We start from the raw sequence: 15732 nt of genomic DNA, 5'->3' as shown, positions 1-15732 counted from the left end.
TGTAGTCATCATGCGCGCCTGATTCGGCGTTTGACTCCTTCTTCGAGCGCGATTTCCAGGCGCTCGTGCTGGTCCCACGGCATCGCAAGATTGACCGCGAACGGCCCATCGGTCAGCGCGTGTGTCGCGCGAATTTTTTCCCTCAGAACCGTTGGCGCATCCCAACTCGTACCCAGCATGCCCAATCCACCGGCGTTCGTAACGGCTGCCGCCAGCCGGGGCGGGGCCGTGCGTCCCATCGGCGCCTGGAAAATCGGGTAGCGGATCGACAGAAATTCGGCAATACGGTTTGCTTGCATGGCTCTATCCGGCAAGGGGGGGGTCATTTCAGGCGTAACGAATTGTCACATCGTAAACCAGCCCATGCGTCGGCCGTTTCTGGAAGCGTGGTGATGAACATACACGGAGGTGGATCATGAAAAACCGAAGCGTTGCCCCCTTGCTGCTGACCGCCCTGGCTGCCCCAGCCTTTGCAACGGACTATACGGATAGCGCGCCGGTGATTTCCAGCGTACCCGTCTATCAAACCGTCAATGAACCGCAGCAGCAATGCTGGACGGAATCGGTTACCAGTTACGAGGAGCGCCGCTCTCCGGGCGGAGCCATCCTCGGCGGCCTCACCGGCGGGCTGATTGGCAACACCATCGGCAGGGGCGACGGCCGGTTCGCGTCCACTGCATTCGGCGTCGTGATCGGTGCAATGGTCGGGGATCACCTCGCTAACCGGGATAACAGCGCAGTGGCGGTAACCCGTCCGATTCAGCGTTGCCAGACTGTTGCAAGCTATCGTCAGGTCCTCACTGGTTACCAGGTCACTTACAACTACAACGGCCGCAATACGACCGTCGTGCTGCCCTATGACCCGGGTCCGCGTGTGCCCATCGAAGTCGGCATTACCGGCAGCGCAGCGCAATCCGCCTATGTCGGTCCGCCGGTCGCGCGCATCACTTACGAACAACGTCGCGCGCCCATCTGGGAAGAAAAACCGTACAAGCGCCCGCGTCATCGCCATGACGATGACAATGATCGCGACTGGGACCGCTGATAACAAATTCCGTCGTCTCCCCCTGTTTGGGCGCCTCACGGCGCCCTTTTTTTTCGGCTCGTGAACTAGTCGCGGAACGCCGCGGTAAAATTCACGGTCAATCACCAGCCGCCTGCTGATTCCGAAATCATGCTGACCTCCACCCCGAAAACGATTTTCCTGAAGGACTACGCCCCGCCGGCGTTTCTGGTTTCCAGCGTCGATCTCGATGTGGATCTGCGGGATGACCATGCGCTGATCAAAACGAAGCTCGCGATAACACGGAACCCGGAATCGGCCGATCCAAACGCGCCGCTCGAACTCGATGGCGACGAACTCGAACTGGTTTCGGTCAGACTGGATGGCAAGGCGCTCGGCAATGGCGATTTCACCCTGTCGGCGGAGCATCTGGAAATTCCCGGCGTACCCGATCAATTCACTCTGGAAACCGCCGTCCGCATCCGTCCAAAGCAGAACACCAAGTTGATGGGGTTGTACGCCTCCAAGGACGGCTACTTCACCCAATGCGAGGCGGAAGGCTTTCGCCGCATCACCTTTTTCCCCGACCGGCCCGATGTAATGGCGCGCTACACCAACACCATTCACGCTGAGAAGGCCTCATTTCCTTTCCTGCTGTCGAACGGCAACCAGGTCGCGCAGGGCGACGAACCCGGCGGCCGGCATTGGGCGAAATGGGAAGATCCGTTTCCGAAACCCGCCTACCTGTTCGCGATGGTCGCGGCGAAACTGGACCGTCTGGAGAACAACTTCGTGACGCGTTCCGGCCGCAAGGTGAAGCTCGCGGTCTTCGTCGAACCGGGCAAGCTCGATCAATGTGGTTTTGCGATGGATGCCCTGAAGCGGGCAATGAAATGGGACGAAGACGTATTCGGGCTTGAACTGGACCTCGACCAGTACATGATCGTCGCGGTCGGCGACTTCAACATGGGAGCGATGGAAAACAAGGGCCTGAACATCTTCAATACGAAATATGTCCTCGCGCGCGCGGACACCGCGACCGATACCGATTTCATGTTCCTCGATCGCGTGGTGGCGCACGAATACTTCCACAACTGGACGGGAAACCGCGTTACCTGCCGCGACTGGTTCCAGTTGTCGCTGAAGGAAGGCCTCACCGTATTCCGCGACCAGGAGTATGGCGCCGACACCTATTCGCGCCCCGTGCAGCGCATTCAGGAAGTCCGATCGCTGCGCAGTGCCCAGTTCCCGGAGGACGCCGGACCGATGGCGCATCCGGTCCGTCCCGCCTCTTACATGGAAATCAGCAACTTCTACACCGCCACGGTCTATGAAAAAGGCGCCGAAGTCGTCCGCATGATCCACACGCTGATCGGCGCGCAGAATTTCCGCAAGGGGATGGATTTGTATTTCGGGCGCCACGACGGTCAGGCGGTGCGCACCGAGGAATTCGCGCAGGCCATGCAGGATGCCTCGGGCGTGGACCTGATGCAGTTCAAGCGCTGGTATGAGCAGGCCGGGACGCCACTGCTCGAAGTCGACGGCAAGTACGACGCTCAAGGCAAGCGCTACGCGCTGACCGTCAGGCAATCCTGCCCACCGACGCCGGGCCAGGAAACAAAATTGCCGTTCCACATTCCATTCGCGGTCGGACTGGTCGCGCCGGACGGAAGCGAACTCCCGCTGCAGCTCGCGGGAGAAGCCAAAGCGAACGGCGGCACCCGGGTTCTGTCTCTGACCAAGCCCGTCGAAAAATTCGAATTCGTGAACGTTTCGAAGCCACCCGTGCCTTCGTTGCTGCGCGGGTTTTCCGCGCCGGTCAACCTGCGGTTTGATTACGCGGATGCCGATCTGACCCACCTGATGGCTTACGACGCGGACGCGTTCAACCGTTGGGAAGCCGGGCAGCGACTCGCGCTCAATCTGCTGCTGCGCGGTATCGGCGAATTCCGCGCCGGACGTGCTCCTCAATTTCCCGATGGCTTCATCAAGGCCTTCGCACGCGTGCTCGCCGATGCGCCGAATGATCCTGCTTTCGCGGCCGAGGCGCTGGGATTGCCCTCCGAAGGCTACATAGGCGAACAGATGGACGAGATCGACCCGGACGCCATTCATTCGGTACGCCGGTCGTTGAGAAAGCATATTGCGATCGCGCTGAAAAACGAACTGCTGGCTGCCTACCGGACTTCCACTGCATCCCAACCGTACAGTCCCGACGCCCGTTCTGCGGGCCAACGCGCGCTGCGCAATCTGTGCCTGGGTTATCTGATGGAACTCGACGATGCGGGGGTACGCGCGCTGTGTATTGCGCAGTTCGACACCGCCGACAACATGACGGACTCGATGGCCGCATTGTCCGCATTGGCCAACGCCGAGGGCAGCGAACGAGAAGACCCGCTGCAGAAGTTCTACGACAGGTGGAAAGACGAGCCGCTGGTTCTGGACAAGTGGTTCGCGGTACAAGCTTCTTCCCGCCTTCCGGGCACCCTCGCGGCAGTGAAACGGCTGATGCGGCACCCGGCGTTCACGCTCAAGAATCCCAACCGGGTGCGTTCGGTTGTCAGCAGCTTCTGCCACGGCAACCAGGTGCGCTTCCATGCCGTGGATGGTTCAGGTTACGCCTTCGCCGCGGATCAGGTCATCGCGCTCGACCCGCTCAATCCGCAGGTGGCTGCGCGGCTCGCCCGCAGTTTCGACCGATGGAAGAAATTCGATGCGGCGCGGCGGATGTATGCTCGGCCCGCGCTCGAACGCATTCGCGACACCACGGGTTTGTCGAAGGATACGTTCGAGGTGGTAACCCGCGCCTTGGCGTGAAGCGGATGCCGACGCGCCCGCCGCCTGTCCCGGGTTGCCCGGCATCACGACGTGGGAATGGTACGTCGTGAGCCAAGATTCTTCGGTCCGTAGTTCGGCTCGTTCACGTCCATGAAAGCCAGCATGCCGCCGAAACGCCGGGTCGCCGCATCGTCGAAGCCGGCCTGGCCTTCCCACGCATAAGGATTGCGAAACGTGCGGAACAGGATGTCCCAGATCGGCAGATCGCCGTAGTTGTTGGCGTGCAAATCGCGTTGATGGTGAACGCAATGCGCTTCCGGCCGCTGGATGAAGTACCCGAGCCAGTGCGGCGTGTGCACATTCATGTGTTGGAAGAAGCTGTAGAACGCCGCGATATACCCGGTCAGCGCCGCCGCAAGAGGGTCAAGACCGATCACCAGCGTCGTGACCGCCACCGATAATGCAGCAAACACCGTCATCTCCAGCGGATGGAAAACCGCCGCACCGGACATGTCCATTCGCTGCGGGCTGTGATGCATCTGGTGAAAAAGCCTCCACATCAGCGGCACATTGTGTACGCTGCGATGCCATGCATAGGCCATAGCCGAGAGAAGCACATAGCCCACTATCGCCCCGCCCATGACACCCAGGCCGGTCCCATCAACCAGACGATTCTGCTCCAGCCACTCGATGGGGATCAGCAGCGGTACAATCGTCGAGACTGTGGCCAGCACGATCAGAAACACGATACCCAGCGTTTTCCATCCGCGTACCTTTGGAAATTTCCGGGCCGGCCAGATACTTTCCACCGCAAGCATGGCCAGGTAAGTCAGCGGTACCAGCAAGCCCAGGACATCGATTGCACTCATGGAACCCTCCTTTTGGTTCAATCCAAGACATGTACCCTTTTTACCTTACGGCGTAAGGTCGTGAGCGTAGTATAGACTTACAGTGTAAGATTACAAGTGCAAAATGAAAGCCGGACAAAAAATCGGAAAAATCAGGGCAAAAGCGCCGCCAAAGTCAGCGCGCAAGCCGTTATCGCGGGAGCGCATCGAGCTGGCAGCACTGGACCTGATCGAGCAGGAGGGTCTGGAAGGATTCAGCACCCGAAAGCTGGGGGAAGTTCTCGGCTGCGAAGCGATGAGCATCTATCATCATTTCCCGAGCAAGTCGCACCTGCTGAATGCATTGCTGGATCGCGTATTGGCTGCCCAACCGATGCCCGCGAAAGATCTGGCGCCCGTGGAGTGGATACGGCAACTGGCTTACTGGTACCGGCAGATCGGTATCGATCATCCGAAGCTGTTCCAGTACATCGCCCTGCATCGCATGAATACCCGGACCGGACTCGGCCTGCTCAATGACGTCATCGGCGCGTTCAAGAATCTCGGCCTGGGTGCAGAAACCACAGCGCGCCTGTTCCGCTCGTTTTCTTACTACCTGACGGGCGCGATACTTGACGAAACCTCGGGCTATGCAAAGGGCCCTTCGGCAGCGGAGCCTGTTCCCGACGAAGAAATCGCCAGAAACTTTCCCCATGTCGTCGCTGCAGGTCCTTACTTCAAACAACAGCATTTCGAGCGCACTTTTTCCAAAGGTCTCGAGATATTTCTGCGCGCGATCGAGGGTGGCTCGAAACCGGCAAAAAAGGCAAAGCGGTAAGCTGCCCATCCTCAAAAAACTGAGGATGAAGCCGGAGCAACTCGTGCGCAAGAGTGAAGATGTCTACAAGGACAAATTCCCCGATAAGTCGCTCAATGAAGAACAGTGGCTGGAAGCGCTCGCCAAGAATCCCATCCTGATCGAGCGGCCGATCGTGGTGAAAGGCAACCGGGCGGTAGTGGGCCGCCCACCGGAAAGAGTCGAAGAACTGCTCTGAAAATAAGGCCGGTCAGCGTGTCTTGCGGCGCGAAGCCGCACGCACTTTCGACTGTTCGCGGTAATGTCTCTGGAAAAAGGCCGCGAGCATTTCGACATCGACGCGTCTTGCGCCCGCGGCACGAGCGACCAGTGCAACAGTCCGTGCCGGTATCTGGGTCGAGAACGGCCTGGCGATCAACCGGGTGCCTTTGAGAATGCCGGCCTTGAGCGTCAGTTCCGGCAACAGCGTAACGCCGAGTCCGCCTTCCACCATTTGGATCAACGTCGTCAGGCTGGTCGCTTCCAGCAGCGCCTTGGTTTTTGCGCCCCGGGCACCGCACGCCGCGATCGCGTGGTCCCTCAGGCAGTGTCCTTCCTCCAGCAAGACCACGCTGCCGGGCTCGAGGTCGCGCACCAGCATTTCCTTCTTTTTGGCGTGAGCGTCATCCTGACGAGAGACGAACCAGAATTCGTCGCGGAACAGCTCGATCACTTTCAGCTCCGCCGTCTCGAACGGCAGCGCAATCAGCGCCGCATCGAGTTCTCCTGCGCGCAACTTCTCCAGCAGCCTCTCGGTGAGATCCTCGCGAAGATACAGTTTGAGTTCCGGATACTCACCCCTGATCTTGGACATCACGCCGGACAGCAGAAACGGCGCCACCGTCGGGATGACGCCCAGCCGGAATATGCCACCGAGCGGCGCTCCGGCGTCTCGCGCCGAGTCCATCATGTCTTTTACCGCGGCCAGAACGGTCCGGGCACGTAGCGCAACCTCCTCGCCCGCGGGCGTCAGCCGCACGCCGCGCGGATCGCGTTCGACCAGCTCCACGCCAAGTGACAATTCCAGTTCCTTGATACCGGCAGATAGCGTCGACTGGGTGACGAAGCTGGCCTCGGCCGCCGCGCGGAAATTCAGCCGGTCGGCGACTTGCACCAGATAACCGAGTTGCCGCAGGGAAGGCAGTGCGCTCATCGCATTGTTCGTATCGGGCGTCGATCGTATTTTTCGATCAGTCTAAACTATTTTTCTCGCTTTATCGATCAACGGGCTTGATGCAGAGTGGCGCTGCAAACATTTTCAACCTGCCATTCAAAGGAGCCAAGCATGCTGACCATCGGTGACCGTCTTCCCGCATTTGACCTCAACGCCGTCGTTTCGATCGACCCGGACAAGGCTTTCCAGCACATCGACCAGGCGTCCAATCCCGGCAAGTGGAAAGTGCTGTTTTTCTGGCCGAAGGACTTCACGTTCGTCTGCCCGACCGAAATCGCCGCATTCGGCAAGCTCAACACCGAGTTCAACGACCGTGACGCCGTCATCTATGGCGTGTCGATCGACAGCGAGTTCGTGCATCTGGCATGGCGAAACAACCATGCCGACCTGAAGGACCTGCCCTTCCCGATGCTGGCCGACATCAAGCGCGACCTGTCCTCTTCGCTGGGCGTGCTGGACAAGAATGAAGGCGTCGCACTTCGCGCCACGTTCATCGTCGACCCGGAAGGCGTGATCCGCTTCGTGTCGGTCAACGACATGAGTGTGGGCCGCAATCCCGAGGAAGTCCTGCGCGTGCTCGATGCACTGCAGACCGACGAATTGTGCCCGTGCAACTGGAAGAAAGGCGACGAGTTCCTCAAGGCTGCCTGATGGGCGGGCCCGGCTCTAAGGAGCCAGGCCATCGCGGCGCTCGTTTGAACACATTGAAAGGAGATTGAAGATGTCGATCCAGACCCTGAAAGACCGCCTGCCCGAATACGCCAAGGACCTGAAACTGAACCTGGGCTCGCTGGCGGCGGAAACTGTGCTGAACGAAACGCTGAAGGCGGGCACCTTTGTCGCCGCGGCGTTCGCTTCACGCAATGCGGAAGTCATCGCGGCGATCAATGCCGAATTCGGTGACAAGCTGGCACCGGCGGACTTCACCGCCGCCAAGGCGGCTGCGGCGATCATGGGCATGAACAACGTCTATTACCGCTTCCTGCACCTCGCGGAAAACGACGAATACGTACGCCTGCCCGCCAAGTTGCGCATGAATGTGATCGGCGCGCCCGGCACCGCGAAGGAAAACTTCGAGCTGTGGTCGCTGGCAGTCTCTGCGATCAACGGTTGCGGCATGTGCATCACCGCCCACGAGAAGGTGGTGCGCGCCGCGGGGCTGACCGCGGAGCAGGTACAGGCTGCAGTTCGCATTGCCGCGGTGGTTCATGCCGTGGCGGCGGCCCTGGAAGCCGAAGCGGCGACTGCAACGGCAACGCTCGCCGCTGCCGCTTGACCGCAGCGCACTGATCAAAACAGGCACTGATCGAACGAACGGACGACAAATTCGGGACGGGAGGCGACAGCCTCCCGTCCCGAACTATTTTTGCGCGACCGCCTCGTCTTCCGGCCTATAGCCCACTTCCTTCATGTACAAGGCCAGCACGTTATCCATGCTGGCGGCGTGATTCGAGAACCATTCCGCCACGGCCCGCGCCAGCACTTGTCCGAAGCGCGTCTCGCCGGCTGCAACACGACGGCGTACTTCATGCGCAGTCTCGAGCACGCCGTCGTGCTCCCTGACGTGGCAGGTCAGCGGTGGATAGGTCATTTGCTCCATCCAGCGCCGCTCCTGCGCGAAATGCTCCTCGGTATGCCTGATGAATTCGTCGAGCACCGTCAGCATTTTTTCGTCCGGCGCATCGGCAAGACGGTTCAGCAGCTCGATGAATTCGCGATGGGTCTCGTCCATCAGCCCCCGGTCGAGCACCAGGGTTTCATTCCATTCCATGACGGACATGACAACTCCAGCAGGATGCACAGACCGAAGTTTACCGTATCGGCCCTGCCAGCAAGCCACGGACCGATGAGTCACTTATCCGACGAAGGCCGCGGGAACCGGCTCCTCGCCCAGCGCTTGCCGCAAGATCGCCCAATGCATTGCTTCGTCGCCGAGGATGCTGCCCGCCGCGCGCGACAGATCGCGGTTGTCGAATACCGGAATGGCGCCCAGATACGCGCTAACGGCACCCTTCTCGAGCTGAGCGGCGAAGCGCAAGACGTCCGCCTGGGTCTTCAGGGTTTCAACCGGGAATGTGTATTTGGACTTCGGCTCCGCCGGCCGGCCGCCAAGCTTCTTGACGGTGGCGCCAAGCAGATCGGCATGCGTCTTGTGATGCCCTTGAAACGTGACCGCGAGCACCTTTACTCCAGGCTCGAGAAGGCCACTTTCGGCACCGACCTGATAGGCGGCGATCGCTTCCATCTCCGCTGCGAGAGCTGTATTGAGGATGGTGACGTCATTTGCCCCGGCATTGCCGGCATTCTTCTGCGCGGCGGCGAGCGATTCGCAGCCACCCAGCAGGGCGACTGCAGAGGCCGACAACAGGATGCCGGAGTTGCCCAGAAACGCGCGGCGTGACGGGTTGGAAAAATCGTTGTGTGCAAACGATAGAAAAGACATGGCCTTCTCCTTGTAAAAGGAATTGATCGGATAGTCCGGCAGGTTGAGTGCCGGGCGATGGAAGACCCCTCGGGCAGGCGCCCGCGGGTCAGGTGGTATCGGGCGTTCGCAGCCGGTCGAGTACGCCACCCACGATGCGGTCGCAGCGGCTGCCCGCAAACGCAAAGGCGCCGTCGATGGCGTAATCGACTTCCTTCGCCAGCGATTCGCGCAGCAGGCTGCGTGCGCGAAAGAAGCGCGTGCGCACCGTGGGCTCGGGAATACCCAAACAGGCCGCCGTTTCTTCGACCGACAGTTCTTCGAGTGCGCGCAAGACGAAAACCGTTCTGAAAACGTCGGGAAGTGCGTCGATCTTTTGCTCGATGAGCGCGCGCATCTCGCCGCGCATGGCCGCGGCATCCGGGCGATCGGCACTGGCGGCGCTGCCTTCTGCTGTCAAGATATTCCCCTCTTCATCGGTGACGGACTCAAGCGGAATAACGGCACTTTCCGTATTGCGTTTGCGTGCGCGCATCAGCGCCTCGTTGACCACGATGCGGGTGAGCCAGGTTGAAAGCCTGGATTCGCCGCGAAACCCGTCGATCGAACGGTAGGCATGCAGATAGGCGAGCTGCAAGGCATCTTCGGCTTCGGCATCGTCCTTGAGGATGGCGCGCGACGTTCGATACAGCATGCGGTTGTACTTGCGCATCAGCACTTCGAAAGCGAGCTGGTCGCCCGCCGCTATGCGCCGCGCAAACTCGCTGTCCGACAGATCGCTCGACAGGACTTGTTGAACCGCTGCACCGACCGGCATCACGACACTCCTTCAGGTATCTCAGCGTATTGGATGCATGCCGATGCCCCCGCGTTCCCGGTTATTTTTTGCCGGTTGACAGCGCGCAAGTGCCGGGAGACCCTTGAAACGGCAGAGCAACTATGGGATGCATCGAAGAGTGCCTGAACTACCCGACATTGTCGTCTACGTCGAAAGCCTTGAAACGCGCCTTCTGGGGCGGACCCTGCAACGGATCCGGCTCCTGAACCCCTTCCTGCTGCGCACCGCAACACCGCCCATAGCCGCAGCGGAGGGAAAGAAAGTCGCCAGCGTACGCAGACTCGGCAAGCGCATCGTCATCGCGCTTGAAGGAGATCTTTTCCTCGTGCTGCACCTGATGATCGCAGGCCGGCTGCGCTGGTTCGACGGCAAGGCAAAGCTCCCTGGCAGGATCGCGCTCGCGGTTTTTGAGTTCGACAACGGCACGCTGGTGCTGACCGAAGCGGGCACCAAACGCCGCGCGTCGCTGCACCTCGTCGAGGGCGAAGCATCAGCACAAGCGCTGCACGCGGGCGGCCTGGAAATTCTGGAGTCCGATCTGAAGACTTTTTCCGGCCGCCTCACGGCCGAAAAGCACACCCTCAAGCGTGCGCTCACCGATCCGCATATCTTCAGTGGCATCGGCAATGCCTATTCGGACGAGATCCTGCATCGCGCGAGACTCTCTCCGATTGCGCTGACGGACAAGCTGGACGACGAAGAAGTTGCACGCCTGTTCGAAGCCACGCGCGTCATACTCACCGAATGGACTGATCGACTGAGGAAAGATGCCGGCGGAAAATTTCCCGAGAAAGTCACCGCCTTTCGCGAGGAGATGACGGTACACGGACGCTTCGGAAAACCGTGTCCCGTGTGCGGCGCGCCGGTGCAGCGCATCGTCTACGCGGAGAACGAAACCAACTACTGCGCGCGCTGCCAGACCGGCGGCAGGATTCTCGCCGACCGCGCGCTGTCGCGACTGCTGAAGAAAAGCTGGCCGCGCTCGATCGACGAAGTCGGTTGAGCGCGTGCTCTTGCCGGCCGGTGTGTAGACAGCGAGAACTCGTACCTCGTAATTCCCGCATACCAGGCGGGATATTCAAGGTAGTCAACGCCATGCCGATCGATCGAAGCTGTCGCGGCTGCTCAAGAAAAGTTGGACGCGTTCGACCGACAAACTCGATAGGTTCGCACGGCAAACTTGGCGACCACTCTACCGGAGCATTTTTTCACGGCCTAGGTGGTCGTTTCATACTGCATCTGGTCGGTAACATCATGTCGCGCGCCTCGATGCGCGCGTCCGTTCGGGTGCCCAGGCCGGTGTTCTCAAAGTCGTACTTCACGTCGCGGCCATTGACGCGGGTGATCGTGGAAATGTATAGCGGCTCGAAGAGCTGATGATCATCAGGGCGCATCCAGGCCTCGCCCATGCTGTTCTGAACGCGAACACCTTCCAGAGCGTAAGCAACGCGCAGCGCATCGGTTGCGCCCGCGCGTTCGGTCGCGCTCACTAGCATCGCAAACAGATTGTTGAGAGGCATTGAATAATATTCCAGCCCGTATCGTCTCTTGTATTCATCGGCTGCCCTGCGTTCATCTTCAAACGGAAGATTCGGGTGCCAGCGCCAGATGACCTTCACTTTATCGCTGGCCGCCAACCCCATCGCAGTCGGGGCGCCCGGGCCGCCCCCGTAATAAGTGTAGAACGCCGCTCCCAAACCCGACGAGGCCGCCGCCTTGACGAGCAGCGCCATATCGGACCCCCAATTGCCGGTAATCACTGTGTCCGCCTTGGCAGCCCTGATTTTGGCGACGTAAGGAGAGAAGTCCTTGACCTTGCCTAGCGGGTGCAAATCGTCGCCGACAATGGCAATGTCGGGCCGTTTGCGGGCGAGCATTTCTCGGGCGAAACGCCGTACCTGATGGCCGAACAGATAGTCCTGATTGATCAGGTAAACCCTCTTCACATTCTTGCGCATAGCAATAAAATCTGTGAGCGCCTCCATCTTCACCTCCTGGTTGGCCATGAAAGTGAAGGTCCAGAAGCTGCACTTTTCCTGAGACAAGTCCTGATCACCGGGTTCGTTCAGAAACAATAGTCGATTGTCGGGATCGCGCTCATTGTGTTTCTCGATTGCGTCGGCAAGCGGTACCGCGATGTGGGATCCGCCGCTCTGGATCATGAACGGGATTCTCTCGTCGATGATCCTCTTGAGTACCAGCAGGGCTTCCTGCGGACTATTTTTGTTATCGAATGGGACGACCTCCAGCTTGCGTCCACCCAACACGCCGCCATGGGCATTGATGGCATCGACCACGAACTGCGAATTCTTGACGTAAAGCTCGCCGACGTTGGCGAACGGCCCACTCATCGGCATGTTCAGCGCAATCCTGACCGGTTCGGCAGCCTCGGCGCTGAAAACTACTGCGAACATTGCGATACCCAGGGCACATCCGAGATTCCTGGCTGTCATGTTCCCTCCGCGCCGCAGTTCCACCGCATCAGGGATTATGCCTTCTGTTCCGGCAAAGTTGTAACATGCTCACGTCTTAGCGCACGCAACTTCCCAATGCCAAGACAGCGTTTTGCCAAAGTTACCCCTCTCCACCTTCACGGAGCTGTGGCCCGCGGACTCGTTAGCGACGGAGTCGACTGTTCGCGGGGAGCGGGCCCGGCCACCGCACAACGGTCTCGCTGGCAATGAAACACCCGCAATTCGCAAAGCTGACAAGACCTCGGCTCCATGACGCGGTGGCCCGCGAGCGGCTGTTCCGCGTCCTGGACGAAAAACGCGGGCATCCCGTGGTCTGGATCGCGGGTCCGCCTGGTTCCGGCAAAACCACGCTGGTGGCAAGCTATCTGGAGGTGGCCCGGTCTCCGGCGATCTGGTACCTCCTTGACCGCGGGGATTCCGACCCCGCCACCTTTTTCTACTATGTGGCACAAGCGACCGGCGCGGCTTCGCGGTCGCGTGGCAAGTCCTTGCCATTGCTTACCCCGGAGTATCTGCCGGACCTCGAAGGATTCAGCCGCCGGTTCTTTCGCGACTTTTTTGGGCGCCTGCCCGAATGCAGTCTTCTCGTTTTGGACAACTATCAGGAGATTGCTGCAGACAGTGCGCTGCACCGTATGCTGAATGCGGCGATTGCCGAGGTGCCGCAGAGCGCGAATTTGTTGGTGATCAGCCGCGCGCCGCCGCCAGGACTGTTCGCACGGGCACAGGTGGCGGGCAGCCTCGACATGCTGGGCTGGGAGGAATTGCGCCTCATGCCGGATGAAACTGCCGCCATTGTCGCGCGTCGCGAAACGCCCGATCCCGAGGTCGTCGCGACCCTTCACGTGCGTTCCGGAGGCTGGGTCGCGGGGGTAAGGTTGCTTCTGCAAGCCGAAACCAGCTTGAAAAACGACGCCCTATCAACCGGTCCGGAAGGGTTGGAATCCGCGTTCGACTACTTCGCCGCCGAATTTTTCGACGGAGCGCCGGAATCGCTTCGACTCGTCCTGCTGCGTACGGCGTTTTTCCCGCGTTTCACTATCGGGATGGCGGTGGCGATCACCGGTGACCCTGATGCCGGAGAGCAGATCGAACAACTGTACAGGCGGCGCTTGTTCATCGACAGGCGCCTGGGCAACGAAGCGACGTATCAGTACCACGACCTGTTTCGCGCTTTTTTGCGGAACCGGGCAAACGATCGGTTGCCGCCGGAGGAAATCGCATCGGTAACCGCAAGATCGGCAGGGTTGCTGACGGCGGCAAATCTCGCCGACGAGGCATTCGGCTTGTTCGTTCAGGCGAAGGACTGGGCTCACGCGGAGGAAATTTTTCTCGATCACGCACCCAGACTCATTTCCAGCGGGCGCTGGCTGACTCTCGATGATTGGGCCAATTCCCTGCCGAAGGAGCGCCTGGCGGCAAATCCCTGGTTGCTTTACTGGCTGGGCCGCTCGAAAGCACTGGTCGATCCCGTGCAGGCATATCCGACGCTTGAGGCGGCTTACAAGTCCTTCACCGAGGGAGAAGACAATCTTGGTCAGCTATTGTGCGCCGCCGAGGTCGTGGAAACGCTGCATTTCGCGGTCACACGTTTTGAAGCCATGGGTCTGTGGCTGGAGCGGTTGGAGAGAAGTCTGGGGGCACAGAAAACATCGCTTCAAACGGATGATGAACTGCGCGTTCATTCCACGTTGTTCTGGGCCGCCGAAAACAGTGATCCCGGCAGTCCGGTCATCGAGCCATCGGTAGCCCGAGTCCAGCAGCTTCTGCCGCATTGTACGGATGTCAACTTGCGGATCTCCGTAGCGAACATGCTTCACTACCACTCTGTCCGCTCGATGGATCCAGAATCAACCCGGATTGCCATGCGTGAGGCACGTCCGTTTCTGGATTCTGCGGCTCTTTCGGCGGATCGGCTTGCACTTTACCTCTTGGCCGAGGGAATGGCACATGTCGATCCCGGCAGATATGAAGATGCCCTCTCGTGCTACGACCGTGCCGACGCAGTCATTGAGGCCCACGGGCTCGCGGGCAGAGATCACATTGCGAGGGTCTGGCGCGCCATGTGTCAATACGCCGCGGGTGACGTTCAAAATGCTCACGCCACCCTTGCGCGTATTGAAACATTACGATCCGAGGACTTGCCGGTCATTGCCCAGGTTCTCCTCAACGCCCGCGCCTGGGTTGCGTTCAGTCGTAACGACATCGAGAGTGCGCTGAAGCATGTTCAGGCCGCAATCGACAATATTGACAAATGGGGTCCGTCAATTGTGCTGGGATGGTTACTGCCGAATCAAGCCTACATGCGAATCTCTGCAGGACGCACTAAACAGGCGCGTGAACCGCTGAAAAGAATCCGTTCGCAATCGTGGTTGGTTTCCTACGGACATTTTCAGGGCGCGGTGGCCCTGCTCGAAGCCTGGGAAGCGCTACGGCTCGGCGAGGAAAACCGGAGTCATGCGGCGTTGCGGGAGTGTATGCGGCTTGCGCAAGATCAGTGCGACCGCCTGCGGATGCGCTGGTATCCGAAAGCACTGGCGGAGTTGCTCCCGAGCGCGCTCGAACTCGGCATCGAGACCGATACCGCCCGCACGCTGATCCGCGAGTGCCGTCTCGACCCGCCTGCACACACGTCCGACACGTGGTCCTGGCCGGTCAAGGTCTACACACTCGGCCGCTTCGAGATTCTGATCGATGAAAAACCGCTGGGATTCGGACGCAAGACACCGAAGCGCACGCTCGCGTTACTCAAGGCACTGATCGCGCTGGGCGGCACTGACGTGTCGGAGCAGAAGTTGATCGATTCGCTGTGGCCCGATCAGGAAGCCGATGCGGCGGTCGAGTCACTCGCCGCCGCGCTGCACCGCCTGCGACGATTGCTGGGAGGCAACGACTTGATCCGTCAGAACGGCGGCCTGCTGTCACTCAACGCCCAACGTACTTTTGTCGATGCCTGGGCGTTCGAGGCCGGCACCGATGACCCGGCGAAACGGGGGCTGGCGCTGAAACTCTACGGGGGCAATTTTTTGCACGGCGACAACGAGCCCTGGACCGCTTCCCTGCGCGAGCGGCTGCGCGGCAAGTTCGTGCGCACCGTCGAGAACGCGTGCCTCGACTTCGAATCGTCTGGGCAATGGCAGGAGGCGATCGAACTTTATGTGCGCGGCATCGGGACGGACGACCTGATCGAACCCTTTTATCGGGGCTTGATGCGCTGCTACAGCAACCTGGGCCGACATGCCGAAGCGGCAGGTGCATTCCGCCGCCTTCGCCAAACCCTGTCCGTGACACTCGGGACTAGGCCTTCCGCCGAAAGCCAGCGACTGTTCGAAACGCTGCGCCTGCAGTAGGTCACTCGCC

15 protein-coding genes are annotated in these 15732 nt (G+C 60.1%); 8 read left to right on the top strand and 7 right to left on the bottom strand.

Features of this window, described 5'->3' with window-relative positions; translation table 11 throughout:
* Nucleotides 1-8 precede the first annotated feature (8 nt).
* Nucleotides 9-299: a nitronate monooxygenase gene (locus HY067_20675; GenBank protein ID MBI3530368.1), complete on the bottom strand. Its 291-nt coding sequence runs from the start codon at nt 297-299 to the stop codon at nt 9-11.
* 116 nt (nt 300-415) lie between these two features.
* Between HY067_20675 and HY067_20670 the strand changes: the two genes are divergently transcribed.
* Both HY067_20670 and pepN read left to right on the top strand, forming a co-directional pair.
* On the top strand, nt 416-1045 hold the full coding sequence (locus HY067_20670; GenBank protein MBI3530367.1) for a glycine zipper 2TM domain-containing protein: 630 nt from the start codon (nt 416-418) through the stop codon (nt 1043-1045).
* Nucleotides 1046-1174: 129 nt separating this feature from the next.
* Entirely contained in the window at nt 1175-3820 is a 2646-nt protein-coding gene (gene pepN / locus HY067_20665) for an aminopeptidase N (protein ID MBI3530366.1), read from the top strand.
* A gap of 44 nt (nt 3821-3864) precedes the next feature.
* Here the strand turns inward: pepN and HY067_20660 are convergent, their stop codons facing one another.
* Entirely contained in the window at nt 3865-4650 is a 786-nt protein-coding gene (locus HY067_20660) for a sterol desaturase family protein (GenBank protein ID MBI3530365.1), read from the bottom strand.
* Nucleotides 4651-4753: 103 nt separating this feature from the next.
* Between HY067_20660 and HY067_20655 the strand changes: the two genes are divergently transcribed.
* Both HY067_20655 and HY067_20650 read left to right on the top strand, forming a co-directional pair.
* Nucleotides 4754-5446: a TetR/AcrR family transcriptional regulator gene (locus HY067_20655; protein ID MBI3530364.1), complete on the top strand. Its 693-nt coding sequence runs from the start codon at nt 4754-4756 to the stop codon at nt 5444-5446.
* Nucleotides 5331-5663: a hypothetical protein gene (locus HY067_20650; GenBank protein ID MBI3530363.1), complete on the top strand. Its 333-nt coding sequence runs from the start codon at nt 5331-5333 to the stop codon at nt 5661-5663. Before HY067_20655 ends, HY067_20650 begins: the two co-directional genes overlap by 116 nt.
* A 12-nt stretch (nt 5664-5675) precedes the next feature.
* On the opposite strand, the gene HY067_20645 is transcribed toward HY067_20650, so the two are convergent.
* On the bottom strand, nt 5676-6617 hold the full coding sequence (locus HY067_20645) for a hydrogen peroxide-inducible genes activator (protein MBI3530362.1): 942 nt from the start codon (nt 6615-6617) through the stop codon (nt 5676-5678).
* Between the two features lie 132 nt (nt 6618-6749).
* Between HY067_20645 and HY067_20640 the strand changes: the two genes are divergently transcribed.
* Nucleotides 6750-7289 carry a peroxiredoxin gene (locus HY067_20640; GenBank protein MBI3530361.1) on the top strand — a complete coding sequence of 180 codons (540 nt, stop codon included), beginning with the start codon at nt 6750-6752 and terminating at the stop codon, nt 7287-7289.
* Nucleotides 7290-7359: 70 nt separating this feature from the next.
* Nucleotides 7360-7914 (top strand): carboxymuconolactone decarboxylase family protein, encoded by a 555-nt coding sequence (locus HY067_20635; protein ID MBI3530360.1) that lies wholly within the window; start codon nt 7360-7362, stop codon nt 7912-7914.
* Between the two features lie 84 nt (nt 7915-7998).
* On the opposite strand, the gene HY067_20630 is transcribed toward HY067_20635, so the two are convergent.
* From HY067_20630 to HY067_20620, 3 genes are all read right to left on the bottom strand, one after another.
* Nucleotides 7999-8418, bottom strand: a complete 420-nt coding sequence (locus HY067_20630; GenBank protein ID MBI3530359.1) for a hemerythrin domain-containing protein — start codon at nt 8416-8418, stop codon at nt 7999-8001.
* A gap of 75 nt (nt 8419-8493) precedes the next feature.
* Nucleotides 8494-9081: a ferritin-like domain-containing protein gene (locus tag HY067_20625; GenBank protein ID MBI3530358.1), complete on the bottom strand. Its 588-nt coding sequence runs from the start codon at nt 9079-9081 to the stop codon at nt 8494-8496.
* Nucleotides 9082-9169: 88 nt separating this feature from the next.
* Nucleotides 9170-9877, bottom strand: coding sequence for an RNA polymerase sigma factor (locus HY067_20620; GenBank protein MBI3530357.1), 708 nt, complete (start codon nt 9875-9877; stop codon nt 9170-9172).
* A 139-nt stretch (nt 9878-10016) separates the two neighbouring features.
* Between HY067_20620 and HY067_20615 the strand changes: the two genes are divergently transcribed.
* Complete coding sequence (locus HY067_20615; protein MBI3530356.1) at nt 10017-10901, top strand: formamidopyrimidine-DNA glycosylase; 885 nt, start codon at nt 10017-10019, stop codon at nt 10899-10901.
* Between the two features lie 205 nt (nt 10902-11106).
* Here the strand turns inward: HY067_20615 and HY067_20610 are convergent, their stop codons facing one another.
* Nucleotides 11107-12375 (bottom strand): branched-chain amino acid ABC transporter substrate-binding protein, encoded by a 1269-nt coding sequence (locus tag HY067_20610; GenBank protein MBI3530355.1) that lies wholly within the window; start codon nt 12373-12375, stop codon nt 11107-11109.
* Between the two features lie 254 nt (nt 12376-12629).
* Here HY067_20610 and HY067_20605 point away from each other — a divergent pair, with 254 nt between their 5' ends.
* Nucleotides 12630-15722 carry a hypothetical protein gene (locus HY067_20605; protein ID MBI3530354.1) on the top strand — a complete coding sequence of 1031 codons (3093 nt, stop codon included), beginning with the start codon at nt 12630-12632 and terminating at the stop codon, nt 15720-15722.
* The last annotated feature ends 10 nt before the right edge of the window (nt 15723-15732 follow it).

The sequence above is a fragment of the Betaproteobacteria bacterium genome, from assembly GCA_016194905.1.
In the GTDB taxonomy this organism is placed as follows: Bacteria; Pseudomonadota; Gammaproteobacteria; order Burkholderiales; family JACQAP01; genus JACQAP01.
The sequence above is the reverse complement of the archived record's forward strand: the minus strand, read 5'-3'. Positions and strand labels throughout refer to the sequence as shown.